Annotated in this window: 20 protein-coding genes; 5 read left to right on the plus strand and 15 right to left on the minus strand. The window is 58.1% G+C overall.

Annotated elements, in window-relative coordinates:
* Position 1: 1 nt before the first annotated feature.
* The 4 genes from rsmA to lptD form a co-directional block, all read right to left on the minus strand.
* The gene (rsmA, locus tag ABLV07_RS19115; RefSeq protein ID WP_042893971.1) at positions 2-823 is read right to left on the minus strand and encodes a 16S rRNA (adenine(1518)-N(6)/adenine(1519)-N(6))-dimethyltransferase RsmA; all 822 of its coding nucleotides are present in this window, start codon (positions 821-823) and stop codon (positions 2-4) included.
* Positions 820-1,800 (minus strand): 4-hydroxythreonine-4-phosphate dehydrogenase PdxA, encoded by a 981-nt coding sequence (pdxA, locus tag ABLV07_RS19120; RefSeq protein ID WP_042893973.1) that lies wholly within the window; start codon positions 1,798-1,800, stop codon positions 820-822. The genes rsmA and pdxA overlap by 4 nt, the downstream gene beginning before the upstream one ends.
* Positions 1,801-1,912: 112 nt before the next feature.
* Complete coding sequence (gene surA / locus ABLV07_RS19125; protein ID WP_015368289.1) at positions 1,913-3,199, minus strand: peptidylprolyl isomerase SurA; 1,287 nt, start codon at positions 3,197-3,199, stop codon at positions 1,913-1,915.
* A 54-nt stretch (positions 3,200-3,253) separates the two neighbouring features.
* Positions 3,254-5,602, minus strand: coding sequence for an LPS assembly protein LptD (lptD, locus tag ABLV07_RS19130; protein ID WP_042893977.1), 2,349 nt, complete (start codon positions 5,600-5,602; stop codon positions 3,254-3,256).
* A gap of 241 nt (positions 5,603-5,843) precedes the next feature.
* On the opposite strand from lptD, the gene djlA reads away from it, so the two are divergent.
* On the plus strand, positions 5,844-6,671 hold the full coding sequence (gene djlA, locus ABLV07_RS19135; protein ID WP_015704375.1) for a co-chaperone DjlA: 828 nt from the start codon (positions 5,844-5,846) through the stop codon (positions 6,669-6,671).
* Positions 6,672-6,703: 32 nt separating this feature from the next.
* Here djlA and ABLV07_RS19140 read toward each other — a convergent pair whose 3' ends face one another.
* Together ABLV07_RS19140 and ABLV07_RS19145 are read right to left on the minus strand one after the other, a co-directional pair.
* Positions 6,704-7,402 carry a response regulator gene (locus ABLV07_RS19140; protein WP_015368286.1) on the minus strand — a complete coding sequence of 233 codons (699 nt, stop codon included), beginning with the start codon at positions 7,400-7,402 and terminating at the stop codon, positions 6,704-6,706.
* Positions 7,392-9,017 carry a sensor histidine kinase gene (locus tag ABLV07_RS19145; protein ID WP_032713342.1) on the minus strand — a complete coding sequence of 542 codons (1,626 nt, stop codon included), beginning with the start codon at positions 9,015-9,017 and terminating at the stop codon, positions 7,392-7,394. The genes ABLV07_RS19140 and ABLV07_RS19145 overlap by 11 nt, the downstream gene beginning before the upstream one ends.
* A 274-nt stretch (positions 9,018-9,291) precedes the next feature.
* Between ABLV07_RS19145 and ABLV07_RS19150 the strand changes: the two genes are divergently transcribed.
* Complete coding sequence (locus ABLV07_RS19150) at positions 9,292-10,656, plus strand: 2-hydroxycarboxylate transporter family protein (protein WP_015368284.1); 1,365 nt, start codon at positions 9,292-9,294, stop codon at positions 10,654-10,656.
* Between the two features lie 169 nt (positions 10,657-10,825).
* Positions 10,826-11,365, plus strand: coding sequence for a citrate lyase holo-[acyl-carrier protein] synthase (gene citX, locus ABLV07_RS19155; RefSeq protein ID WP_015368283.1), 540 nt, complete (start codon positions 10,826-10,828; stop codon positions 11,363-11,365).
* A gap of 61 nt (positions 11,366-11,426) precedes the next feature.
* Here the strand turns inward: citX and rluA are convergent, their stop codons facing one another.
* The 6 genes from rluA to araB all read right to left on the minus strand — a co-directional run bounded on the left by rluA (position 11,427) and on the right by araB (position 21,545).
* The gene (gene rluA, locus ABLV07_RS19160) at positions 11,427-12,086 is read right to left on the minus strand and encodes a bifunctional tRNA pseudouridine(32) synthase/23S rRNA pseudouridine(746) synthase RluA (RefSeq protein ID WP_002888348.1); all 660 of its coding nucleotides are present in this window, start codon (positions 12,084-12,086) and stop codon (positions 11,427-11,429) included.
* Positions 12,087-12,098: 12 nt separating this feature from the next.
* Complete coding sequence (rapA, locus tag ABLV07_RS19165; protein WP_015704377.1) at positions 12,099-15,005, minus strand: RNA polymerase-associated protein RapA; 2,907 nt, start codon at positions 15,003-15,005, stop codon at positions 12,099-12,101.
* 131 nt (positions 15,006-15,136) lie between these two features.
* The gene (gene polB, locus ABLV07_RS19170) at positions 15,137-17,494 is read right to left on the minus strand and encodes a DNA polymerase II (protein ID WP_063410922.1); all 2,358 of its coding nucleotides are present in this window, start codon (positions 17,492-17,494) and stop codon (positions 15,137-15,139) included.
* 79 nt (positions 17,495-17,573) lie between these two features.
* Positions 17,574-18,269, minus strand: coding sequence for an L-ribulose-5-phosphate 4-epimerase (gene araD, locus ABLV07_RS19175; protein WP_045411549.1), 696 nt, complete (start codon positions 18,267-18,269; stop codon positions 17,574-17,576).
* A 53-nt stretch (positions 18,270-18,322) separates the two neighbouring features.
* Entirely contained in the window at positions 18,323-19,825 is a 1,503-nt protein-coding gene (gene araA / locus ABLV07_RS19180; RefSeq protein WP_015368279.1) for an L-arabinose isomerase, read from the minus strand.
* Positions 19,826-19,835: 10 nt separating this feature from the next.
* Positions 19,836-21,545 (minus strand): ribulokinase, encoded by a 1,710-nt coding sequence (araB, locus tag ABLV07_RS19185; protein WP_020079621.1) that lies wholly within the window; start codon positions 21,543-21,545, stop codon positions 19,836-19,838.
* Between the two features lie 334 nt (positions 21,546-21,879).
* Here araB and araC point away from each other — a divergent pair, with 334 nt between their 5' ends.
* Positions 21,880-22,725 carry an arabinose operon transcriptional regulator AraC gene (araC, locus tag ABLV07_RS19190; protein ID WP_015368277.1) on the plus strand — a complete coding sequence of 282 codons (846 nt, stop codon included), beginning with the start codon at positions 21,880-21,882 and terminating at the stop codon, positions 22,723-22,725.
* 128 nt (positions 22,726-22,853) lie between these two features.
* Complete coding sequence (locus ABLV07_RS19195) at positions 22,854-23,621, plus strand: DedA family protein (protein ID WP_015368276.1); 768 nt, start codon at positions 22,854-22,856, stop codon at positions 23,619-23,621.
* Here the strand turns inward: ABLV07_RS19195 and thiQ are convergent.
* Genes thiQ through thiB form a run of 3 tightly spaced genes read right to left on the minus strand, consistent with a single transcriptional unit; the run spans position 23,608 to position 26,862 of the window.
* Positions 23,608-24,309 (minus strand): thiamine ABC transporter ATP-binding protein ThiQ, encoded by a 702-nt coding sequence (gene thiQ, locus ABLV07_RS19200; RefSeq protein WP_032716012.1) that lies wholly within the window; start codon positions 24,307-24,309, stop codon positions 23,608-23,610. The genes ABLV07_RS19195 and thiQ overlap by 14 nt on opposite strands.
* Positions 24,293-25,903: a thiamine/thiamine pyrophosphate ABC transporter permease ThiP gene (gene thiP, locus ABLV07_RS19205; protein ID WP_059305362.1), complete on the minus strand. Its 1,611-nt coding sequence runs from the start codon at positions 25,901-25,903 to the stop codon at positions 24,293-24,295. Before thiP ends, thiQ begins: the two co-directional genes overlap by 17 nt.
* Positions 25,879-26,862 carry a thiamine ABC transporter substrate binding subunit gene (thiB, locus tag ABLV07_RS19210; protein ID WP_042893984.1) on the minus strand — a complete coding sequence of 328 codons (984 nt, stop codon included), beginning with the start codon at positions 26,860-26,862 and terminating at the stop codon, positions 25,879-25,881. Before thiB ends, thiP begins: the two co-directional genes overlap by 25 nt.
* Positions 26,863-26,870: the final 8 nt, after the last annotated feature.

Below are 26,870 nucleotides of genomic sequence, written 5' to 3' on the forward strand. Positions count from 1 at the left end.
GTTAGTTCTCCTTCGAAGGCAGATTGTTGGATAACCAGTTGGCCATCTTACAGTACTGCTCTACAGAAATATTTTCCGCACGTACCGCCGGGTCGACGCCCAGCTCCGCCAGCACTTCAACGCTAAACAGATTGCCGAGACTATTACGAATGGTCTTACGGCGCTGGTTGAAGGCTTCAGTAGTGATACGGCTCAGCACGCGGACATCCTTCACCGGGTACGGCATGGTGCGGTGCGGCACCAGACGCACGACGGCAGAATCCACTTTTGGCGGCGGCGTAAAGGCGGTCGGCGGAACTTCAAGTACCGGGATCACCTGGCAGTAGTACTGCGCCATTACGCTTAAACGACCATACGCTTTACTGTTCGGCCCGGCAACCAGACGATTAACCACTTCCTTCTGCAGCATAAAATGCATATCGGCAATGGCATCAGTATAGCTGAAGAGGTGGAACATCAGCGGCGTTGAGATGTTGTACGGCAGGTTGCCGAAGACGCGCAGCGGTTGGCCCATTTTCTCCGACAGTTCGCCGAAATTCATGGTCATCGCATCCTGCTGGTAAATGGTCAGCTTAGGTCCGAGGAACGGATGCGTCTGTAGGCGGGCCGCCAGATCGCGGTCCAGCTCGATAACGGTTAATTGATCGAGGCGTTCGCCGACCGGTTCGGTCAGCGCGGCGAGACCTGGGCCGATTTCGACCATCGCCTGGCCTTTCTGTGGATTGATGGCCGAGACAATGCTGTCGATCACGAACTGATCGTTGAGAAAGTTTTGCCCGAAGCGTTTACGGGCTAAATGGCCCTGATGGACTCGATTATTCATTGGGTATTAACAATCATTTTGATGGCGAGATTAAGCGCCGTGATAAAACTGCCGACGTCCGCTTTTCCCTGACCGGCTAATTCCAGCGCGGTACCGTGGTCAACGGAGGTACGAATAAAAGGTAAACCGAGCGTAATATTCACGCCACGGCCAAAGCCCTGGTATTTTAGCACGGGCAGGCCCTGATCGTGGTACATCGCGAGTACCGCATCGGCATTATCGAGATATTTTGGCTGAAAAAGGGTATCCGCAGGCAGTGGACCGCTAAGATTCATGCCCTTCGCCCGCATCTCTTCCAGCACCGGAATGATGGTATCGATCTCTTCCGTCCCCATGTGGCCACCTTCGCCGGCGTGGGGATTCAGGCCGCAAACCAGCACATGCGGTTGAGCGATGCCAAATTTATGCCGCAGATCGGCATCCAGGATGGTAATCACTTCGCGCAGCAGCTCCGGCGTAATCGCCTCGCTTATTGCCTTCAGCGGAAGATGGGTCGTGGCCAGCGCGACCCGCAGCTCTTCGGTCGCCAGCATCATCACCACTTTACTGGCGTGAGCGCGCTCTTCGAAGAACTCGGTATGACCGGTAAAGGCGATGCCGGCGTCGTTGATGTTGCCTTTGTGCACCGGCCCGGTAATCAGCGCCGCGAATTCGCCATTAAGGCAGCCATCGCAGGCGCGCGCCAGCGTTTCCACCACATAGCTGCCATTCTCGACATTGAGCACGCCCGGCTGCACCGGCGCGTTGAGGGGGACGGGAAGCAGCGTGAGCGTTCCTGCCCGCTGCGGCTGCGGAGGGCGCGTTGGATCGTAGGGGAGGAGCGATAAAGGAAGACCGAGCTGGCGGGCTCGGTCAGTTAACAGGGCGCCATCGGCGCAAATAACCAGTTCAACCGGCCAGTCGCGCTGCGCAAGCTCGGCGACAAGGTCGGGACCAATCCCTGCGGGTTCGCCGGGAGTGATAACAACACGTTGCATAGAAACGTTCCTTCGGGCTCGTTATTGCCCGGCTACGCAGTCAACCCCAGCGTTTGCTGGGGTGACCGGTCTACCCTCCGGCACGTCTTAACGTGGCGCAGAGGGCTGAACTTTAGTTGCTCAGAATTTTGACGTAAGCGCTGGCGCGCTGTTCCTGCATCCAGGTTGCCGCTTCTTCAGAGAATTTGCGGTTCATCAGCATGCGGTAAGCGCGGTCTTTCTGCGCGGCGTCGGTTCTGTCGACGTTGCGGGTATCCATCAGTTGGATTAGATGCCAGCCGAAGGAGGAGTGAACCGGACCGCTAGTCTGGCCTTTGTTGAGGCGCATCAGCGCATCGCGGAACGCAGGATCGAAGATATCCGGCGTTGCCCAGCCTAAGTCGCCGCCCTGGTTGGCGGAGCCCGGGTCCTGAGAAAACTCTTTCGCTGCTTTATCGAAAGTCGTTTTACCGCTCTTAATGTCTGCCGCAATCTGCTCCAGCTTCGCCTGGGCCTGGGCGTCATTCATGATCGGCGACGGCTTCAGCAGGATGTGACGGGCATGAACTTCGGTGACGGAGATATTCTGGCTGCCGCCGCGCATATCGTTCACTTTCAGGATGTGGAAGCCGACGCCGGAACGAATCGGACCGACAACATCGCCTTTCTTCGCGGTACTCAGCGCCTGCGCGAAGATACCCGGCAGCTCCTGAATACGGCCCCAACCCATCTGGCCGCCTTTCAGCGCCTGCTGGTCAGCGGAATAGGTGATAGCCAGTTTGCCGAAGTTAGCGCCGCTACGGGCCTGTTCAACGACGGACTTCGCCTGTTCTTCCGCAGCCGCAACCTGATCGGAGGTCGGGTTTTCCGGCAGCGCGATCAGGATGTGGCTCAGGTTCAGCTCGGTGCTGGCATCGTTCTGATCGCCAATCTGCTTGGCCAGCGCTTCAACTTCCTGCGGCAGCACGGTGATGCGGCGGCGCACTTCGTTGTTACGCACTTCCGAAATCAGCATCTCTTTACGGATCTGGTTACGGTAGGTGTTGTAGTTGATGCCTTCATAGGCCAGACGGCTACGCATCTGATCCATCGACATGTTGTTCTGTTTGGCGATGTTAGCGATGGCCTGATCAAGCTGATCGTCGCTGACTTTTACGCCCATTTTCTGCCCCATTTGCAGAACGATCTGGTCCATGATCAATCTTTCGAGGATCTGATGACGCAGGGTTGCGTCATCCGGCAGCTGCTGTCCCGCCTGACCAGCGTTGAGCTTCACCGACTGCATCAGACCATCGACGTCGCTTTCCAGAACAACGCCATTATTGACGACAGCCGCTACTTTATCGACCACCTGCGGGGCGGCGAAACTGGTATTCGCGATCATGGCGATACCGAGAAGCAGCGTTTTCCAGTTCTTCATACTTTTTCCATTTCAATTAACCGCAAATGCGGATTACGTTTTAAACCAGACGCCTTACAGGGAGCTCTGGTACGGCAAAATGTTCGAGCGCAGCATCTGCTGGGTGCCAAGACCGTAGTTGGAGCTCAGACCACGCAGTTCGATGTTGATACCGAAGGTGTTATCGTATTTGCTCTCGCCGCCGTTGCTGTTGTTATCCCAGCCGTTGAGCTTACGTTCGTAGCCAAGGCGGATAGCGTAGCAGCAAGAGTTGTACTGCACCCCTAACATCTGGTTAGCCGCTTTTTTGGTATTGGTATCGAAGTAGTATGCGCCGACCACAGACCAACGATCGACAATCGGCCAGCTGGCGGTCATACCTACCTGAGAAATACCCTCTTTGTACTGCTGAGCGGTGGAATACGAAGGCAGCGTCGCCTGAATATATTCCGGACTCGCATAACGGTAGTTCAGTTGCACTAAGCGGTTTTCGTCGCGGCGGTATTCAATGGTTCCGTTGCCGGTTGCGACGTTATCCAGACGCGTATCATACTGGATCCCCCCGCGTAAACCCCAGTCATCGGAGATGCGCCAGTAAGTGTCGCCGGCCCACACCAGTGAACCCGTGGTGTCGTTATTCTCCCAGTTGATGTTGTCCGCACCGGTCCGAGACTCGGTGAAATAGTAGATTTGACCAACGGAAATATTAAAACGTTCAACGGCCGCGTCATCATATACGCGAGATGTGAGACCGGTGGTGACCTGGTTTGCCGAGGCAATACGGTCCAGACCGCTGTAGGAGCGGTCGCGGAACAGGCCGCTATAGTCGGACTGCAGCAGGGTCGAGTCGTAGACGCCGATGTGGCTCTGGTCGCGATACGGGATATACAGGTACTGCATGCGCGGTTCCAGGGTTTGGGTATAACCCTCCTGCATATCGCGCTCGAAGACCAATTTGCCGTCAATTTTGAACTCTGGCATCACGCGGTTAACGGAATCTTTGTAATCGGTACCGTTGGCCGCGTTGTACTTATCGAGATTGCTCTGCTGGTAATGCGTCGCCAGCAGCTTCGCCTCGGTGTTGATGCTTCCCCAGCCGTTAGACAGCGGCAGGTTGATCGTCGGCTCCATGTGCAGACGCGTTGCTTCCGGCATATCGCCGTTGGTGTTGACGAAGTGCACCGCCTGCGCATACAGATGGGTGTCGAACGGGCCAACGTCATTCTGATAGGCGTTAACATCCAGCTGCGGTTCGGCGCCGTAGGAGTTGCTTGAGCTACGGTCGAAGACCTGGAACTGCTTAGTCGACACGGTGGCGTCAAAATGCTGGTTAACGTAACCGGCGCTGAATTTCTGCGTCGCGTAGCCGTCGGTACTGGAGCCGTACTTAGAGCTAAAGTCGTTAAAGTAATCCGGGTCGCTGACTTTGGTGTAGTCGGCGTTCAGACGCCACACCTGATCGATAACCGCGTTGTGGTTCCAGTAGAACATCCAGCGGCGGCTGTTGCTGTCGTTGGAGTGATCGTCTTCGTACACTTTATCGGAAGGCAGGTAATCGAATTCGAATAAACCTGCGCCCGCCTGGGTCAGATAGCGGAATTCGTTTTCCCACATCACGCCGCCGCGTTTATTCATGTAGTGCGGCGTAATCGTGGCGTCGAAATTCGGTGCGATATTCCAGTAATAAGGCAGCGAGAACTCAACGCCATTTTTAGTACTGTATTTGGCGTTAGGGATCAGGAAACCGGAACGGCGCTTATCGCCGACAGGAAGCTGCAGATACGGGCTATAAAAAATAGGGACGGAACCAAGCTTAAAGCGCGCGTTCCAGATTTCGGCAACCTGCTCTTCGCGGTCATGGATAACTTCGCTGCCGACGACGCTCCAGGTATCAGAGCCCGGCAGACAGGAGGTGAAGCTGCCGTTTTCAAGTATGGTATAGCGGTTTTCGCCGCGCTGCTTCATCAGGTCGGCAGTACCGCGCCCCTGACGGCCAACCATCTGATAGTCGCCTTTCCAGACGTTGGTATCCTTGGTATTCAGGTTCGACCACGCCTTCGGGCCTTTCAGAATAACCTGGTTATCGTCGTAATGAACGTTGCCAAGCGCATCAACGGTACGCACCGGCTGCGGTTGTCCCGCCGGCTGCTGCTGATGCAACTGCACCTCGTCGGCCTGCAGGCGACTATTCCCCTGATTAATATCAACGTTGCCGGTAAATACCGCATTATCAGGGTAGTTGCCTTTCGCATGATCGGCGTTAATCGTCACCGGCTGATCGTTAGGCTTCCCTTCAACGAGAGGGCGATTATAGCTTGGCACGCCAAGCATACATTGCGTGGCGAGATCGGCGGCCATGCCCTGTTGGCTATACAAGGCGCTGGCGATCATGGTGGCCAGGAGGCTGGGGATACGTTTTTTCATACGTTTTATTTGTTGTTCCGTCATCTTGTGGCAGCGGCTTGCAAACGGTCAGAGCCTAACGTACTCATCTTAATCGCGCTAGTCTTAATCCGCTCGTTTCGTTTCTGAGCGTTAGGCACCGTGTAGAATGGCGAGTATGATAAAGCAAATTATAGGCGATGTCCCACATGACCGTGGCGTCAACGCTTGGTAACGTGCGGTCAGATATAGCTTAACTGGTAGCGGAAAGATTGGGGAGTCTATGCAGTATTTGGGTAAAGTGATTGGTGTAGCGGTTGCATTATTGATGGGTGGCGGCTTCTGGGGCGTGGTGCTTGGCTTTTTAGTCGGCCATATGTTTGACCGGGCCCGTAGCCGTCGCCTGAATTTATTTGCCAACCAGCAGGAGCGGCAGTCGCTGTTCTTTTCCACCACTTTTGAAGTGATGGGGCATCTGACCAAATCGAAAGGCCGCGTCACGGAAGCCGATATTCATGTGGCGAATGTGCTGATGGATCGAATGAACCTGCACGGCGAGTCGCGCACCGCGGCGCAGCAGGCTTTTCGCGCCGGTAAGGCCGATAATTATCCGCTGCGCGAGAAAATGCGTCAGCTGCGCAGCGTCTGCTTTGGTCGCTTCGATTTAATTAGGATGTTTCTGGAAATTCAGCTGCAGGCGGCCTTCGCCGACGGCGAATTACATCCCAATGAGCGCGAAGTATTGTTTGTTATCGCCGACGAGCTCGGTATCTCGCGCGCGCAGTTCGAGCAGTTCCTGCGTATGATGCAGGGCGGCGCGCAGTTCGGCGGCGGCTCGCAACAGCAATCCTATGGTCAGCGCGGCGGCAATGGCGGCTGGCAACAGGCGCAGCGCGGCCCGACCCTTGAAGACGCTTGTAACGTGCTCGGCGTGAAACCGACCGATGATGCCACAACCGTCAAGCGCGCCTATCGTAAATTAATGAGCGAACATCATCCGGACAAGCTGGTGGCCAAAGGGCTGCCGCCGGAGATGATGGAAATGGCGAAACAGAAAGCGCAGGAGATCCAGAAAGCCTGGGAGCTCATCAAAGAGCAGCGCGGCTTCTGAAAACCGTGAGGCTTCTCCTGCGGGGAGAAGCCTTAGTTCGCGCCCCGCGCGCGGCGATACATCCGCCGCGGGTGGCCAATCTTACCGTACAGCATTTCCACTTCCAGAAAACTCACTTCTACGCAGTGCTCGAGATAACGACGGGCGGTGGTCTTGCTCAGTCCGGTTTCGCTGACCACTTCGTCCACTGAAAAGCAGTGCGTTTCGCGGCCATGAAATAAATTTTGCACCAGCGCCAGGGTCTTTTCCTCGATGCCCTTGCTGCCGTTATCGGCGCGAAAATTTTTAGCCTGCAGCTGATACAGGGAATCAACGTTTTGCTGATCGACGATTTTCCATTCCCGCTGCTGGTCATAAAACTGAATAAAGCGCTCCAGCGACTGGCTCAGCCGTTTCCATGAGACCGGCTTGAGAATGTAGTCGAAGGCGCCATTGCGTATCGCCTGGCTGCAGGTTTCCATATCGCTGGCGGCGGTGATGAAAATGACCGAACAATTGGCGTTGGCCAGAAGCGGGTCGGTCATCAGCGTAACGCCTTTGCCGTCCGGCAGATAATTATCCAGCAGGACCAACTGCGGCGGTCTGGCGTTCAGCATCTGCCGTGCCTGGGAAAGCGAGGCGGCCGTTCCCGCCAGCCGCATGCGCGGGTGTTTCTGAATGAGCTCGGCGTGCAGGCGGGCCAGCTCGTTTTCATCTTCGATGATCAGCACATCGACCAGATCATGATGCATCGTTGGTCTCCGGTTGCGGATGGGCTGGCGGGTCGGCGGGAATAAACAGAGTAAATATCGTTCCGCGCGGCGCATTATCGGCGACTTCAATCGTGCCGCCAGCCTGAGTCACATAATGTTCAATAAGATACAGACCAATACCGTGATCGCCACGGGTTTTCGTCGTCACTCCACGTTCAAAAATACGCTCGCGGATATCCGGGCGGATACCGACACCGCGGTCGGCCACCTCAATCATCAGCTCGCGGGCGTTGAGTTGAATCAGTACCTCGACCGGCTCGTGCGGTAGTTCGGCGCGTTGCGTGGCTTCAATGGCGTTATCCAGCAGATTGCCGATGATCGAAATAAGTTCCGACTCCATCAGCGACGACAGCGGGCGATCGATACGGCAGGCCGGATCAAAGCTCAGTTCAACGCCTTTTTCATAGGCGCGGGTGGCTTTACCCAGCAGTAGGCCGCATAGCGTCGGCGATCGGAAACGCGAGGAGATGAAGTCCAGTAGCTCCTGGGCATGCTCCGATTGCGCCTGTATATAGCGAATGGCTTCGTCGTAGTGGCCCATATGCAGCAGGCCGGAGAGCGTGGTCATGCGGTTGAGCTGTTCGTGGCGCATAATGCGCAGGTTATCGACATAGCGTTTCACCTGGCTTAGCTGAGCGGTGAGGGCGTTAATTTCATCGCGGTCGCGGAAGGTGATCACCCAACCCTGCAGCGAGTTTTCCAGCATGATGCGCACCCGGCTGGCGAGTACCGTCAACTGGTTAAAGCGACACAGTTCATCATGAGTATCATTCGCCAGCATTGCGCCGCTGGCGAAGAACGGCTGAGGGGCGATCACGCTATCAATCGATTTGCCGCGCAGCAGATGCGCGGGCTGCTTAAGCCCCAGCAGGCTGCGGGCGGCGTGGTTAATCACCTCAATCCGTCGCTGGCTGTCGATAACGATAACCCCTTCGAAAATCGATTCCATCATCGCTTTTTGCTGGCGCACCAGCAGGCCAATTTCGCGCGGCTCCAGCGAAAAAATCTGTTTTTTAATACTGCGGGTAAAATACCAGGAGAAGATAAACAGGGCGATCAGCAACAGAATGGCGGCGACAAAAATATTCACCACCTTTTGCACGGTGATGCTGTCGAGATAGCTGGTCAGATAGCCGACGGAGACGATGCCAATCACCCTCCCGTTATCATCGACAATGGGCGTTTTACTGCGTAGCGAGACGCCTAAACCACCTTTACGGATGGTGGTGATAGTTTTGCCTTCCAGCACCGCCTGGTTATCGCCGCCCACTAAGCGGGTGCCGACCCATTCCGGGTGGACGGAATGAAACAGGTGCACGCCTTTATCATCACCGATGACGATAAAGCTGGCGTCGCTGTGGACGGCGATTTGCTTCATGAAGGCGCCGATAGCCTGCGGGTCGTGCAGGCTAACCTGCTGGCGCAGATTGGGCATCAGCGCAATCTCTTCGGCCTGAATTTTCGCCCTGGCGCTCATTTCCTGATACAGCTGGCGGCTGGCGTCGAGATAATAATAAACGCCAAGCAAAGCGAATAAGATGGAGAAAAAGGCCACCAGGGAGATGAACAGCTTAAATTGAAATGAAACTTTCATAGTTATGCGCACAGTATTTGAGATGCGGCAACGATATCGTCAGCGGCAGAGGGACAATTTATCTACTGGCACCTATTTATAAAGGGTAATTATCCGGTTATTAAAAAAACCATAAAAACCACGCTAAGAAATTAGATATATATCACTAGAGTCAATAGAAACCATAAAAACCATAATGACCATTAAAACTTCTTTTTTAATCTGCCTTTTCTCACATTAACGCCGTGCTCCCCCCTCTACCCTGAACAGGAATAATAACTACAGGGCTGAATTTATGAGCACCACAGACAACGCATTCTCTGCAACCCTTGAACCTATTAACAAACCGAAGGCCTCGCTGAAGCAGCGCTGGTGGCACGTGATGGATAGCTGGAAAGTGGGGATTATCCCGCTGCCGCTATTTTTGCTGGCCGGCGGTCTTATCGCGCTGGACTGCCTTGGCGGCAAGCTGCCGAGCGATATCGTGGTGATGGTGGCGACGCTGGCCTTCTTCGGTTTTGCCTGCGGCGAGTTCGGCAAGCGCCTGCCGGTACTTGGTAAGCTTGGCGCGGCGGCGATTTGCGCCACCTTTATTCCTTCCGCGCTGGTCCATTACGGCCTGCTGCCGGATGTGGTGGTTGAATCCACCACCAAATTCTATAAATCGACCAATATTCTTTATCTCTACATCTGCTGCATTATCGTTGGCAGCATTATGAGCATGAACCGTACCACGTTGATTCAGGGGTTCCTGAAGATCTTCCTGCCGATGCTGTGCGGCGAAGTTGTCGGTATGCTGGTCGGCGTGGGAGTTGGCAGTCTGTTGGGGATGGATCCGTTCCAGGTCTTCTTCTTTATCGTGCTGCCGATTATGGCCGGCGGCGTGGGCGAGGGGGCGATCCCGCTGTCGATTGGCTATGCGGCGCTGATGCATATGGATCAGGGCGTTGCGCTGGGACGCGTGCTGCCGATGGTGATGCTGGGCAGCCTGACGGCGATTGTCATCGCCGGCTGTCTGAACCAGCTTGGTAAACGCTTCCCGCATCTGACCGGCGAAGGCCAGCTAATGCCGAACCGCAGTAATGAAACCCGCAGCCTGAGCGAAAGCGAAGGATTTGGCGGTAAAACGGATGTGGCGACGCTGGCCTCTGGCGCGCTGCTGGCGGTGCTGCTGTATATGATGGGCATGCTGGGACACAAATTGATTGGCCTGCCGGCGCCGGTTGGCATGTTGTTCCTCGCGGTGCTGTTGAAGCTGGCGAATGTCGTTTCGCCGCGTCTGCAGGAGGGCTCGCAGGTGGTGTATAAATTCTTCCGTACCGCGGTGACTTACCCGATTCTGTTTGCCGTTGGCGTGGCGATTACCCCGTGGCAGGAGCTGGTAAACGCCTTCACGCTGACCAACCTGCTGGTCATTGTTTGCACCGTGTCGGCGCTGGTGGCCACCGGGTTCTTCGTCGGCAAAAAAATGGGGATGCATCCGGTCGACGTGGCGATTGTCTCCTGTTGCCAGAGCGGGCAGGGCGGCACCGGCGACGTCGCCATCCTGACTTCCGGCAACCGTATGAACCTGATGCCCTTCGCCCAGATAGCCACCCGTATCGGCGGCGCGATTAATGTGTCGTTAGGGCTGCTGTTCTTAAGTCATTTCTTATCGTGATTTAGTGCTGCGCTAATAGCAAAAACTGCCATTTCCCTCCGCAGGACGAAGAAAATTTCTTTGTCCTGCGCCCTAAATTCTGTGCAATTAGCGATACAATAGGCGGCGTTATCCGCGATAGCGACGGCAGCCCCGAGCTGTCTTTTTGATCATTAAAGGAGAGGAAAGAATGTCAGTGCATACTCCCGCCCGGGCGGGCGTCAGCATGGAAAATCTGCTGGCGGCGAAAGAGCAGCGCGCAGCCCGTCAACAAGACTGGCTCAACCATTATCAACAACCGGTCATTTCTCTCACCCTGGTAACGCCTGGGGCGGTAAAAGACAGTATTCGCTATCGCAATATGATGGGTGTTGCGCTGCAGGCCTGTGACCAACTTCTGTGGCAGCAGCGTTGGAAAACGCTCGACCGCCAGGTGTTGTGGCTGCCTACCGGCCCGGAAGCGATGTGGTGCGTTGAGCACTCCGCGGAAGAGATCAAAGCGCTATGCAGCGAACTGGAACAGAATCATCCGCTGGGTCGCCTGTGGGATATCGACGTCATTTGCCCGCAAGCGGGGCTGATTAGCCGCCAGGCGCAGGGCGAAGCGATGCGCCGCTGCCTGCTGTGCGATGAACCGGCCCACGCCTGCGCACGCAGCCGTCGTCACGACACCGGGCTGGTGGTCGCTCGCGTTGAACAGATGATTGATGCGTGGTTTGCCCGCGATTAATCGCGTTAGCGTTAGAGATTTCCCCGGCGGCGTAGCGCGACCGGGGCGTCCGGATAACGACTTAAAAGTCGATCGGCGCGCGGAAGGTCATCGCGTTGCCGTAGGCGGGATGGGTGATGGTTAACGTTTCTGCATGCAGTAGCAGGCGCGGGGCCATCGCCAGCGCCTCCGGCGTGGCGTAAAAGCGGTCGCCGAGGATCGGATGCCCTAACGCCAGCATATGCACGCGAAGCTGATGCGAGCGCCCGGTAATCGGCTTCAGGCGCACGCGGGCGGTGTTGTCCTCCGCGTACTCCAGCACTTCATATTCGGTTTGCGCCGCTTTGCCGGTTTCATAACACACCTTCTGCTTTGGCCGGTTCGGCCAGTCGCAAATTAGCGGTAAATCCACCAGACCTTCCGCAGGCTGCGGATGACCCCAGACGCGGGCGACGTACTGCTTTTTCGGCTCGCGCTCGCGGAACTGACGCTTTAGTTCACGCTCGGCGGCCTTATTCAGCGCCACCACAATCACGCCGCTGGTAGCCATATCCAGGCGATGCACCGATTCGGCCTGCGGGAAATCGCGCTGGATACGCGTCATCACGCTATCCTTATGCTCCTCCAGCCTGCCGGGCACGGACAACAAGCCGCTCGGCTTGTTGACCACCATAATGTGCTCATCCTGATACAGAATCACCAGCCAGGGATCCTGCGGCGGATTGTAGTTTTCCATCGCCATTTTCGCGTTCCGTTACTGGTGAGTGACGACGATCAGACGCAGCGCGTCCAGACGCCATCCGGCCTGCGCCAGCGCATCCATCACCTGCTGGCGGTTGCTTTCGATAGCCGCCAGTTCGTCGTCACGGATGTTCGGGTTCACCGCCTTCAGCGCTTCGAGACGCGACAGTTCCGCCGTCAGTTTATCATCGGCTTCGTTACGTGCCGCGTCGATCAGCGCCTGCGCCGCTTTGGCTATCTGCGCTTCGCCCTGCTGCAGAATCGCGTGAACGTCCTGCTGCACCGCGTTGACCAGTTTGCTACCGGTATGGCGGTTGACCGCGCTCAGCTGGCGGTTGAAGCTTTCGAACTCCACCTGCGCGGCGAGGTTGTTGCCGTTTTTATCCAGCAGCATGCGAACCGGGGTCGCCGGCAGGAAGCGGTTAAGCTGTAATTGCTTCGGCGCCTGCGCTTCGACGACGTAGATTAGCTCCAGCAGCAGTGTGCCAACCGGCAGCGCCTTGTTCTTCAGCAGCGAAATGGTGCTGCTGCCGGTATCGCCGGAGAGGATCAGATCCAGACCGTTGCGAATCAGCGGGTGTTCCCAGGTGATGAACTGCGCGTCTTCACGCGACAGCGCCACGTCACGCTCGAAGGTAATGGTGCAGCCATCTTCCGGCAGGCCCGGGAAATCCGGCACCAGCATATGATCGGACGGGGTCAGGACGATCAGGTTTTCGCCGCGGTCATCCTGGTTGATGCCGACGATATCGAACAGGTTCATCGAGAAGGCGATCAGGCTGGTATCGTCATCCTGCTCTTCGATGCTCTCCGCCAGGGCCTGCGCTTTTTCGCCGCCGTTGGAGTGGATCTCCAGCAGACGGTCGCGGCCCTGTTCCAGCTGCGCTTTCAGCGCTTCATGCTGCTGGCGGCAGGATTTGATCAGATCGTCGAAGCCATCGGTGGATTCTGGCGCGGCAAGGTAGTTTATCAGCTCATCATGGACGCTGTCGTAGACGGTACGGCCGGTCGGGCAGGTATGTTCGAAGGCGTCGAGCCCTTCGTGATACCAGCGCACCAGCACCGACTGCGCGGTTTTTTCCAGATACGGCACGTGGATCTGGATATCGTGCGCCTGGCCGATACGGTCGAGACGGCCAATACGCTGCTCCAGCAGATCCGGGTTAAACGGCAGGTCGAACATCACCAGGTTACTGGCGAACTGGAAGTTACGCCCTTCGGAGCCGATTTCGGAACACAGCAGCACCTGCGCGCCGGTGTCTTCTTCGGCAAACCACGCCGCGGCGCGGTCGCGTTCGATAATCGACATGCCTTCATGGAATACCGCGGCGCGGATACCTTCACGCTCGCGCAGTACCTGCTCCAGCTGCAGCGCGGTAGCGGCCTTGGCGCAAATCACCAGCACTTTCTGCGAACGGTGGCTGGTCAGGTAACCCATCAGCCATTCGACGCGCGGATCGAAGTTCCACCAGGTGCCAGTATCGCCTTCAAACTCCTGATAGATCTGCTCCGGATAAAGCATATCGCGCGCGCGCTCTTCCGCGGTTTTGCGCGCGCCCATAATACCGGAGACCTTGATGGCCGTCTGGTACTGGGTAGGTAGCGGCAGGCGAATAGTGTGCAGCTCGCGTTTCGGGAAACCTTTCACGCCGTTACGGGTGTTACGGAACAGCACGCGGCTGGTGCCGTGGCGGTCCATCAGCATCGAAACCAGCTCCTGGCGCGCGGCCTGAGCATCTTCACGATCGCTGTTGGCAGCCTGCAGCAGCGGCTCGATATCCTGCTCGCCGATCAGATCGCCAAGGGTATTGAGTTCATTATCGTTTAGCTTGTTGCCCGCCAGCAGCAGGGCGACGGCGTCGGCGACCGGGCGATAGTTTTGCTGTTCTTCAACAAACTGTTCAAAATCGTGGAAGCGGTTTGGATCCAGCAGACGCAGGCGCGCAAAGTGGCTCTCCATGCCCAGCTGTTCCGGCGTCGCGGTCAACAACAGGATGCCCGGTACGCGTTCGGCCAGCTGTTCAATGGCCTGATATTCACGGCTCGGCGCCTCTTCGCTCCACACCAGGTGGTGCGCTTCATCGACCACCATCAGGTCCCACTCGGCGTCGCACAGGTGCTCCAGGCGCTGCTTGCTGCGGCGTACGAAGTCTAAGGAACAGATCACCAGCTGTTCGGTTTCGAACGGGTTGTAGGCGTCGTGCTGCGCTTCGGCATAGCGTTCGTCGTCAAACAGCGAGAAGCGCAGGTTGAAGCGGCGCAGCATTTCCACCAGCCACTGGTGCTGGAGGGTTTCCGGGACCACGATCAGCACGCGCTCGGCGGCGCCGGAGAGCAGCTGCTGGTGGAGGATCATCCCGGCTTCGATGGTTTTACCTAAGCCCACTTCATCGGCCAGCAGAACGCGCGGCGCGTGACGACGGCCTACGTCGTGGGCAATATTTAACTGGTGCGGGATCAGGCTGGTGCGCTGGCCGCGCAGGCCGCTCCACGGCATGCGGTACTGTTCGCTCTGGAACTTACGCGCGCGGTAGCGCAGGGCAAAGCGGTCCATCCGGTCGATTTGCCCGGCGAACAGGCGGTCCTGCGGCTTGCTGAAGGCGAGCTTACTATCGAGCAGGACTTCGCGCAGGGTAACATGTTCTTCTTGCGTATCCAGGCGGGTGCCGGTGTAGGACAGCAGCCCATTTTCTTCATTTACTTCGTCAACGTGGAGCTGCCAGCCTTCGTGGCTGGTAATGGTATCACCCGGGTTAAACATCACGCGGGTAATCGGGGAATCGTTGCGAGAGTACAGACGGTTTTCGCCGATGGCGGGGAAAAGGAGAGTGACCATGCGCGCATCCAGCGCTACCACTGTCCCTAGTCCTAGTTCGCTCTCTGTATCGCTAATCCAGCGTTGACCAAGTGTAAAAGGCATATGTGTTCGGCTCTTTGTTCTTTAATTGCAGGCAATAGTGCATCCTCAGCATAGTTACGCTGAGGAATCAAAATTGGGTCCAGGAATGGAAAGGGCGCTATGGTACTGGATGCCGCGGTGTTAGTCACCTGTCAAAATAGCCCCAGTTGCCCTGTCACTATTGTAGCAAAGTCGTCGTTGACGAAGGGAAGGATTCCTTCCGCCACCGGCTGCAATTGCTTTGACAGATAGTGATCGTAATCGAGCGGCGACTGCTGGTAATCCACCGGCTCCGGGCCGCCGGTAGTCCAGACATATTTAATGGTGCCGCGCTGCTGATACTGCTGCGCCCGTCCAAGCTTCACGTTGTGTTCATCCGCCAGCCTCGCGGCGCGCACGTGCGGCGGCACGTTACGTTGATACTCTGCCAGCGGTCGGCGCAGGCGCTTGCGATAAACCAGTTGCTCATCGAGCTCGCCGTTCATCAGCCTGGCGATAGTCTCCCGCACATAATCCTGATACGGCTGATGGCGGAAGATGCGTAGATACAGCTCCTGTTGAAACTGCTGGGCCAGCGGCGTCCAGTCGGTGCGTACCGTCTCCAGCCCCTTGAACACCATGCGCTGGGCATCGCCTTCCTGAATCATCCCGGCATAACGTTTTTTACTGCCGGTATCGGCGCCGCGGATCGTCGGCATTAAAAAGCGGCAAAAGTGGGTTTCGTACTCCAGCTCCAGCGCGCTGGTCAGTTGGCTTTTACCCAATTCCTGCGCCCACCAGTCGTTGACATAGGCAACCAGCTTGCGGCCGATTTCCGCCGCCTGCGCTTCGCTATGCGGGCGTTTGAGCCAGACGAAGGTGGAGTCGGTATCGCCGTAGATAACGTCATAGCCCTGGGCTTCAATCAGCGCTTTGGTCTGGCGCATGATCGCGTGGCCGCGCATGGTGATCGACGACGCCAGCCGTGGATCGAAAAAGCGGCAGGCGCTGGTCCCCAGCACGCCGTAAAAGGCGTTCATGATGATCTTCAGCGCCTGCGACAGCGGCTTATTATGCTGACGCTTGGCTTCATCGCGGCCGTGCCAGATCTGCCCGACGATGCCGGGCAGGCAGTGCTTTTCACGCGAGAAGCGGGCGCCGAGAAATCCTTCGGTGCTGTGGCGGTCATCGGGCTGCGCCAGCCCTTCAACCAGGCCGACCGGATCGATTAAAAAGGTGCGGATGATCGACGGATACAGGCTTTTGTAGTCCAGCACCAGTACCGAGTCATACAGGCCGGGGCGGGAGTCCATGACGTAGCCGCCGGGACTGGCCTGCGGGGGAATTTCGCCGAGATTCGGCGCCACGTAGCCCAGCCGGTGCATGCGTGGGAAATAGAGATGGCTGAAGGCGGCGACCGATCCGCCGTGGCGATCGGCGGGCAGACCGTTGACCGTCGCCCGTTCGAGCAGAAACGGCATGATCTCCGTCTTGTGAAAGATCCGTGTCACCAGCTCGCAATCCTGTAGGTTATAGGTGGCCAGCGCCGGTTTATCTTCATGAAAGCGGCGATCGATTTCGTCCATCCGATCCCACGGGTTGTCGATAGCTTTACCTTCGCCCAGCAGCTCGCGGGCGACGGCCTCGAGTGAAAATGAGGAGAAGTTCCAGAACGCCGATTTTAGCGCTTCGATGCCGTCGATAATCAGCCGGCCGTTGGCCTGGGCGAAAAAGACGCCGTTCTTAAAACCGTGCTCGCGCCACTCCAGCTCGCTATTGCCGCGGCCGAGCAGCAGCGGGATGCGGTAGCGCTCGGCGTGTTTTTGCAGGACCCGCAGATCGAACTGCACCACGTTCCAGCCGATCAGCACGTCGGGATCGTGTTCGGCAAACCAGGCGTTGAGCTTTTCCAGCAGCAGCGGACGGCTGGCAACGTAGACCAGGCTGAAGCCCACATCCGGCGGCGTAGCGGGCTCGGGGCCCAGCATGTAGACCACCCGCTGGCCACAGCCTTCCAGGCCGATGCAGTAGAGCTCGCCGTGGCGGCTGGTTTCGATATCCAGCGAGACCCATTTCAGCGGCGGGCGATAGTCCGGATGCGGTTTCATGCGCGCGTTAACCAGCTGCGAACCGCGCGTTTCGCCTTCTACCCAAACCGGGGCGGTGATAAAGCGCTCCATCAGGTAACGCTCCGGCGGGCGGATATCGCCTTCGTAAACGGTGACGCCGTTTTCACGTAGCTTTTTTTCCAGCCGCATCAGCTGGCGATGGCCGCGGCAGTACAGGCCGAAAACCGGCTGGCGATGGAAATCTTTTAGCGCGAGCTGGGCCAGACGATAGCCGTTTTCACCCTGCAGCAGACGTTCAGCCTGCGGCCGCTGCGCTTCGGGAATAAACGCGACGGATTCCTGCGGCGGCAGCGTCACCTGCAGCGGGCCGTTATCGGTCGCCAGCCAGAAGGCCAGTTCCGTTCCCAGCGGGGTATCCCGCCAGTGACGGGTGAGTAAAAATCCTGCTTGCGGCTGCGTCACGCGTGCTCTCAACGATAAAAAACCAGGCCTGATTATAGCCTGGTTTCACGATGGGTGCTGGGGTTTTATACAGGGGTGATTACTGGCCGTAGTAGGCTTTGGCCCCGTGCTTACGCAGATAGTGCTTATCGAGCAGCGTCTGCTGCATATCCGGCAACTGCGGCGCCAGCTGGCGGCAGAAGATCCCCATATAGGCGATCTCCTCCAGCACGATGGCATTGTGCACCGCGTCTTCGGCGTTTTTACCCCAGGCAAACGGGCCGTGGGAATGCACCAGCACGCCGGGCATTTGCGCCGGATCGATTCCCTGCTGACGGAAGGTTTCGACAATCACATTGCCGGTTTCCCACTCATATTCGCCGTTGATCTCCGCATCGGTCATCAACCGGGTGCAGGGGACCGGGCCATAAAAATAGTCTGCGTGGGTGGTGCCGGTCGCCGGAATAGATTGTCCGGCCTGCGCCCAGATGGTGGCGTGGCGCGAATGGGTATGCACAATCCCGCCAAGCGTCGGAAACGCCTGATACAGCAGGCGATGGGTCGGCGTATCGGAAGAGGGCTTTTTGTTGCCTTCCACCACTTCACCGGTATCCAGACTGACGACGACCATGTCGTCAGCGGTCATCAGGCCGTAATCTACGCCGGAGGGTTTAATAACCAATACCCCTTTGTCACGATCGACGGCGCTGACGTTACCCCAGGTTAAGGTCACCAGATTATGCTGCGGTAGCGCTAAGTTGGCCTCCAGCACCTGGCGTTTGAGATCTTCTAACATCTTGTTCTCCCTGCCCGATGAGCGGATTGTCATCGGGCGTTCTGCTTGTGCGCTTAGCGTTTGCTACCGTAATAGACTTCATTCCAGCGCAGCGCGTCTTTGAACGACGGCAGGCGGGTGTCGTTGTCGATGACGGTCAGTTCAATATCCTGCAGCTCGGCAAACTGGCGCATATCGTCGAGGGTTAGCGCATGGCTGAAGACGGTATGGTGCGCGCCGCCGGCGATGATCCAGGCTTCCGAGGCGGTACGCAGATCCGGTTGCGCCTGCCACAGCGCGTTGGCCACCGGCAGCTTCGGCAGATCGTGCGGCGTCGCGACGGTTTCGATGGTGTTGACCAGCAGGCGGAAGCGATCGCCTAAATCAATCAGGCTGGCGACGATCGCCGGGCCGGTTTGGGTGTTGAAGATCAGACGGGCCGGATCGGCCTTACCGCCAATTCCCAGCGGCTGGACGTCGAGGATCGGCTTCTCGGCGGTAGCGATAGTCGGGCACACTTCCAGCATGTGCGAGCCCAGCACCAGATCGTTGCCGTTGTCGAAGTGATAGGTGTAATCCTCCATAAAGGAGGTGCCGCCCTGCAGACCGGTCGACATCACTTTCATGATGCGTAGCAGAGCGGCGGTTTTCCAGTCGCCTTCGCCGGCAAAGCCGTAGCCCTGCTGCATCAGGCGCTGTACGGCGAGACCCGGCAGCTGTTTCAGGCCGTGAAGGTCTTCAAAGGTGGTGGTAAAGGCGTGGAAACCGCCTTGCTCAAGGAAGCGTTTCATCCCCAGTTCGATGCGCGCGGCGTCCAGCACATTCTGGCGCTTATCGCCGTGCACCTGCGCTGCTGGCGTCAGGCGGTAGCTGCTTTCGTATTCATCGACCAGCGCGTTGATATCGCCGTCGCTGATGCTATTCACCACCTGCACCAGATCGCCGACCGCCCAGGTGTTGACCGAGAAGCCGAACTTAATCTGCGCCGCCACTTTATCACCGTCGGTTACCGCCACTTCTCGCATGTTATCGCCGAAGCGGCACACTTTCAGATGGCGGGTATCCTGCTTAGAAACCGCCTGGCGCATCCACGCGCCGATGCGCTGGTGCGCTTCTTTATCCTGCCAGTGGCCGGTGACGACGCTGTGCTGCTGGCGCATGCGCGCGCCGATAAAGCCGAATTCGCGGCCGCCGTGCGCGGTCTGGTTGAGGTTCATAAAGTCCATATCAATGCTGTCCCATGGCAGGGAGGCGTTGAATTGGGTATGGAATTGCAGCAGCGGCTTGTTGAGAAGCGTCAGGCCGTTAATCCACATTTTCGCCGGTGAGAAGGTGTGCAACCAGACCACTAATCCGGCGCATTTATCATCGTAGTTGGCGTCGCGGCAAATATGCGTGATTTCATCCGGCGTGGTGCCGAGTGGTTTCAGCACCAGCTTGCACGGCAGTTTTGCTTCCGCATTCAGGCTATTCACCACATGTTCGGCATGTTTCGTCACCTGGCGTAGGGTCTCCTGGCCATACAGGTGCTGGCTGCCAATTACGAACCATACTTCATAGTTATCAAAAATCGTCATTTTCGTATCCTTAATGGGTGAGCGCTGCCGGAGATTGCGGGGCGTTTTCCGCCTTTGCAGCCGAAGGGAGATAGTGTTGTTCCGCGCTAGCCGACCACTGCTGGTAGCGCTGATACAGTTGTTCGAAACGTTGCGCCTGTTGCGCGCGCGGCTGCAGGGTGTTTTCCACCTCGCTTGCCATGTTGCGCTGCGCGGCAGGGATATCCGGATAGACGCCCGCGGCGACGGCGGCGAAGATGGCGGCGCCCAACGCGCAGCATTGATCGGAGGCGACGATTTGCAGCGGGCGGTTCAGGACGTCGCAGCAGGCCTGCATGATGACCTGGTTCTTGCGCGCGATGCCGCCGAGCGCCATCACGTTATTCACCGGAATGCCCTGCCCGGTGAAGCACTCCATAATGGCGCGGGCGCCGAAGGCGGTGGCGGCAATCAATCCGCCGAACAATGCCGGGGCGTCGGTGGCCAGATTTAAATCGGTAATAACGCCTTTCAGCCGCTGGTTGGCGTTCGGCGTGCGGCGGCCGTTGAACCAGTCCAGCACCACCGGCAGGTGATCGAGGGAGGGATTATTGGCCCAGGCTTCGGTGAGCGCAGGCAGCAGCTGTTTTTGACTGGCTTTGATTGGCTCGCGCAATTCAGGGTGCTGTTGGGCCAGCTGTTCCAGCGGCCAGCCGAGAATGCGGCCAAACCAGGCATAGATATCGCCGAATGCCGACTGACCGGCCTCCATACCAATGAAATCCGGCACCACGCTGCCGTCCACCTGGCCGCAGATACCTTTTACCGTGCGGTTGCCCACGCTCTGTTTATCAGCGATCAGGATGTCGCAGGTGGAGGTGCCGATCACTTTAACCAATGCGTTAGGCTGCGCGCCGGCGCCGACCGCGCCCATATGGCAATCGAAGGCGCCGCCGGAAATGACCACTGTTTCCGGCAGACCGAGGCGCTGCGCCCATTCGGCGGTCAGGTTGCCGACGGGGAGATCCGCGGTCCAGGTGTCGCGGAACAGTGGCCAGGCAAGGTGGCGGTTAATAATCGGGTCGAGTTCGTCGAAGAAGCTGGCGGGCGGCAGTCCACCCCAGCTTTCGTGCCACAACGATTTGTGCCCGGCGCTACAGCGACCGCGACGGATATCCTGCGGACGGGTGGTGCCGGAAAGCAGGGCGGGTACCCAGTCACAAAGCTCAATCCACGACGCCGCGGCCTGCGCGACGGCGCTATCTTCGCGAGTGACGTGAAGGATCTTGGCCCAGAACCATTCGCTGGAGTAGATGCCGCCGATATAGCGCGAGTAGTCTTCTTTACCCGGCGCGTGGCACAGGCGGGTGATGGCCTCCGCCTCTTCCACCGCGGTGTGATCTTTCCACAGCACGAACATGGCGTTCGGGTTGTCAGCGAATTCTTCGCGCAGCGCCAGCACGTTTCCGTCTGCATCAATCGGCGCCGGGGTTGAGCCGGTGCTGTCGACGCCGATACCGACCACCGTCGCCCGTTGTTCAGCGCTTAATGCCGCCAGTACGCTTTTCAGCGCTGATTCCATGGATTCAATGTAATCACGCGGGTGATGGCGGAAGCGGTTATTCGGCCCATCGCAGAACAGCCCTTCCTGCCAGCGTGGATACCACTCTACGCTCGCGGCCAGTTCCGCGCCGGTAGCGCATTCCACCGCCAGCGCGCGTACTGAGTCACTACCAAAATCGAGGCCAATCGCAATTGCCATCTTGTTACTCCATGCTGAAATCATTCATGCAGCAACAGTAGATATCCCCGGCCAAATCCGTCAGGCCGTATTCGCTAATCTTATGGATTATATTGCTGTCACCTTGCAAAGTGTGACGCCGTGCAAATATTCGATGTGGACTTTCCTGCCGTATTTATAGACACTTTTGTTATGCGCTGGATCAACCCGGAATGCGTGCTGGTAGCGCTTTTTTCGCTAGCCGTGCGGGTTTTTGTCTAAATTCCCACCGGTATCGCAGTCGAAACAGCGTGGATGGCGATAAAATGATGAATATGGACAATTGGTGTCAAAAAACTCGTGGAGAACGACGCTTATGGCCGAAACGCAAAACGATCCGCTGCTGCCGGGCTACTCCTTTAACGCCCATCTGGTCACCGGCCTGACGCCGATTGAGGCGCAGGGATATCTCGATTTCTTTATCGACCGCCCGTTGGGCATGAAAGGCTATATTCTCAACCTGACGATCCGCGGCGAGGGGGTGATCAACAACCACGGCGAACAGTTCGTCTGTCGCCCCGGCGATATGCTGCTGTTTCCGCCGGGGGAGATTCACCACTATGGCCGCCATCCCGACGCCAGCGAGTGGTATCACCAGTGGGTCTATTTCCGCCCACGCGCCTACTGGCATGAATGGCTCAACTGGCCAACGATCTTCGCCCATACCGGTTTCTTCCGCCCGGATGAGCAATGGCAGGCGCGGTTTGGCGAACTGTTCGGGCAGATCGTTGACGCCGGGCAGGGGGCGGGGCGCTATTCCGAACTGCTGGCGATTAACCTGCTGGAACAGTTGCTACTGCGGCGCATGGAGGCGATTAACGAATCGCTGCATCCGCCGCTGGATAACCGGGTGCGCGACGCCTGTCAGTACATCAGCGACCATCTGGCGGACAGCCATTTCGATATCGCCAGCGTCGCCCAGCACGTCTGTTTGTCGCCTTCTCGTTTGTCGCATCTGTTTCGCCAGCAGTTGGGGATAAGCGTACTTGGCTGGCGGGAAGACCAGCGAATTAGCCAGGCCAAACTGCTGTTGAGTACCACCCGGATGCCGATTGCCAGCGTCGGCCGCAACGTTGGCTTCGAAGATCAGCTCTATTTTTCGCGAGTCTTTAAAAAATGCACCGGCGCCAGCCCCAGTGAATTCCGCGCAGGATGTGAATAAAAAGTAAAGAAAGTGAAATGATGACCCGCTTAAATGTCACAGCCAGTAAACTATTAAGACAATTGGTGGCTTGACGACGACGTGACGGCTCCGGAGAATCCGGGCTTCGTTTTTTAACCGGGTACATTATGCAGGCATTGCTGGAACACTTTATCACCCAATCCACGGTCTACTCGTTGATAGCCGTGATGCTGGTGGCATTTCTTGAGTCGCTGGCGCTGGTGGGGCTTATCTTACCCGGCACGGTCATGATGGCTGGTCTGGGGGCGCTTATCGGCAGCGGCGAAGTTAACTTCTGGCAGGCGTGGCTGGCGGGGATTGTCGGCTGCCTGTTGGGAGACTGGATCTCATTCTGGCTCGGCTGGCGTTTTAAAAAGCCGTTACACCGCTGGTCGTTTATGAAAAAAAATCGCGCGCTGCTGGAGAAAACCGAACACGCGCTGCACCAGCACAGCATGGTGACGATTCTGATTGGCCGCTTTGTCGGGCCGACGCGGCCATTGGTGCCGATGGTCGCCGGGATGCTCGACCTGCCGGTAGCGAAGTTCGTGCTGCCGAATATTATTGGCTGCCTGCTCTGGCCGCCGCTCTATTTCCTCCCCGGCATTCTGGCGGGGGCGGCGATAGATATTCCTGCCGATGAAAACAGCGCCAGCTTCAAGTGGCTGCTACTGGGCGCGGCGCTGCTGGCGTGGCTGGCGGGCTGGCTGTGCTGGCGGCTGTGGCGGAGCGCAAAAACTTCCGGCGATCGTCTGACCCGTTGGTTACCGCGTGGACGCCTGCTGTGGCTGACGCCGTTGATGGTGACGCTGGCGGTAGCGGCGCTAACGTTTGTCTTCCGCCACCCCCTGATGCCGGTCTACCTTGAGATACTGCATAAGGTCATTTCGCGCTAATTCCCAACAGCGCCGAGGCGCTGCTGTTGCCGCTTAGTAGGTCGTCAGTGGCGCCGTCCCAGGCAATGCGCCCTTCGGCGACCACGATGGAGCGAGGCGCAATGCGCGCCGCATCCTCCACGCTGTGCGATACCATTAACAGCGTCAACTGCTGCCGCTGACAGACATCGGCGACCAGCGTTAGCATCTCCTGGCGCAGCGCCGGATCGAGCGCCGAGAAGGGTTCATCAAGCAGCAGCACCGGCTGTTGGCGTACCAGACAGCGGGCCAGCGCCGCCCGCTGCCGCTGGCCGCCGGATAGCTCGCCAGGCAGGCGATCCAGCAGCGTATCCATTCCCATCTGTCCGGCTATCGCCGTGACCTGTGCGCGCTGCTCGCGGTTCAGCTTCAGGCCGGGGTGAATGCCGAGGCCAATATTCTGCCGGACGGTGAGATGGTTAAACAGGTTGTTCTCCTGAAACAGCATAGAAACCGGACGCTGTGCCGGCGGCGTGGTGTTATGCTTCTCGCCATCGATCAGCAGGCTACCGCTGGCGGGGGGCAGAAACCCGGCAATCAGATTCAGCAGCGTGCTCTTTCCGGCGCCGCTGGGACCGAGCACGGCGATGCGCTCTCCGCGCTCGACGCTGAGCGTAAAGCGCATCGGCAAGTGCTGATACAGCCAGGTGACATCATTGAGTTTTAGCATCGCGTCCCGGTAGTTTCTCGATCAAAGTAAAAAGGATAAAGCACAGCAACAGGAGCAGGAGGGCGGTGACCGCGCCGTCCTGGCTGCGGTAGGAGCCGATCTGCTGATACAGATAGAACGGCAGCGTGCGGAAAGATTCATTGCCGAATAGCGCCACCACGCCGAAGTCGCCGATTGACAGCACGCAGGCGAAAGCCAGGGCCTGCGCCAGCGGCCGTTTCAGCGCCCGCACCTCCACCACCCGCAGCCGGTTAAAACCTTGTAGCCCCAACGACTGACACAAAGCGCCATAGCGGGCGGCAAGATCGCGCATTGGATTTTCCAGCACTTTCAGGGCATAGGGGATAGCCATCAGCGCGTTGGTAAAGATGACAATCCCGTCGGCGGATTCCGGCAGGCCGACGCTGTTATTGAGCAGCAGGAAGAAACCGGTCGCCAGCACAATCCCCGGCATGGCGAGGATGAGCATACCGCTGAGCTCCAGCGTCTGCCCGGCCAGCGGCAGGTTGCGGGCACGCAGTTCGCGACTGCTCCACAGCAGCATCATGGTCAGAATGACGCTGAGCACACCGGCGGCGAGGGCGATACGCAGCGAGGTCCACAGCGCCTGCCATAGTGCGGCTTGGCCCAGCACCTTCGGCAGATTGACGTTGAGACCATCGACGATCACCGCCAGTAGCGGCGGAAGCAGCAGCAGCAGAGCGAGCGCGATTAGCGCGTAATCACACAGGCGACTATGCAGACGGTCGTCGGGGTCGCGCCAGCCTTGTAACTGACTGGCGCCGATAGCCACGGCTTTGCTCAGGCGCTGGCTCAGCAGCACCAGCCCAAGGCAGCAGATCATTTGAATAATCGCTAACAGCGCCGCCCGTGCCGGGTCGTAATCAAAGCTCAGCGCCTGATAGATAGCCAGCTCAATGGTGGTGGCCCGCGGCCCGCCGCCTAGTGACAGCACGGTGGCAAAACTTGCGAAGCACAGCATAAAGATCAGCGCGGCCACCGGTGGGATCTGTCGACGCAGCCACGGCCATTCCACAAGACGGAAGAAGACGAAACCGCGCATGCCGAGCTGAGCGGCGATTTGCCGCTGTTCGCCGGGGATGTTTTCCAGCGCCTGCAGCAGCAGGCGGGTCGCCATTGGCATATTAAAGAACACATGGGCCAGCAGGATGCCCTGTAAGCCATACGGCGAGAAATCCCACTGCCAGCCGAGCGCGTGGAACAGCGCGGCGAGCCACCCCTGGCGGCCATAGACGCTGAGGATGCCGAACACCGCCACCAGTACCGGCAGGATCAACGTCATCGCGCACAGGCGCAGCAGCAGCGTGCGCCCCGGAAAGCGGCGGCGATACAGGGCGCGGGCGAGGAATATCGCCGGCACTACCGAAAATAGCGCCGACAAAAACGCCTGCCAGAAAGAGAAGCGTACGACGTGCCAGAGATAGCTATCGCTGAGGATCGTCTGCCAGGGCGCCAGCGGCGCCTCCAGCCACAGCGCCAGAAACGCCGCCAGCGCTACGATGACCAGTAAGCAGGCCGCGGCGCCGCCGGGGATCAGCCAGCCGAAACTTAGCGGCTGACGGCGCGTTGCCATGAACCGATCCAGTTTTGACGTTCAGCGGCGACCTGCTGCGGGGTGAACTGCAGCGTGGTTTGCGGTTTGGTTAGCGTATTGAAGCCGGCCGGCAGCGCCACCTGGGTCACCGGGTACATCCAGTTGCCGGTGGGGATGGCGTTCTGGAAGCCTGGCGAGACCATAAATTTCAGGAACTTCTCAGCCAGTTCCGGCTGCTTGCTGGCGGCGGTACGCGCGGCGACTTCAACCTGCAGATAGTGGCCTTCGGTAAAGTCCGCCGCGGCATAATTATCTTTTTTCTCTTCGATGAGGTGATAAGCCGGCGAGGTGGTATAGCTCAACACCAGGTCGCTTTCGCCTTTCAGGAACAGGCCGTAGGCTTCGCTCCAGCCCTTGGTGACGGTGACGGTTTTGGCCGCCAGCTTCTGCCAGGCTTCCGGCGCCTTATCGCCATACACCTTTTGCATCCACAGCAGCAGGCCGAGCCCCGGCGTACTGGTGCGCGGGTCTTCGTAAATCACGCGCCATTTCTGCGGGCTCTCGACCAGCTCTTTCAGGCTTTTCGGCGGGTTTTTCAGTTTGTTTTTGTCATACACGAAGGCGAAGTAGCCGTAGTCGTAAGGCACGAAGGTGTCGTTATCCCAGCCGCCCGGTACGCTAAGCGCGCTGGCCGGCACGCCGCTTTTGGCAAACAGTTTGCTCTGCGCCGCCGCTGCCAGCAGATTGTTATCAAGGCCGAGCACGACATCGGCTTTGCTGTTTTTGCCTTCCATTCGCAGCCGGTTAAGCAGCGAGACGCCATCTTCGAGGGCGACATATTTCAGTTCGCAGCCGCAATCGGCCTCAAAGGCCTTTTTCACCGCCGGGCCAGGACCCCAGTCGGCGGAGAATGAATCGTAGGTGTATACGGTCAGGACCGGTTTAGCAAAGACCGGGGCGGCGACCAGCGCCAGCAGGGGAAGCAGTTTTTTCAACACTTTGCACC

Origin of the sequence: Klebsiella sp. CN_Kp097 (genome assembly GCF_040064495.1) — a bacterium.
In the GTDB taxonomy this organism is placed as follows: Bacteria; Pseudomonadota; Gammaproteobacteria; order Enterobacterales; family Enterobacteriaceae; genus Klebsiella; species Klebsiella aerogenes.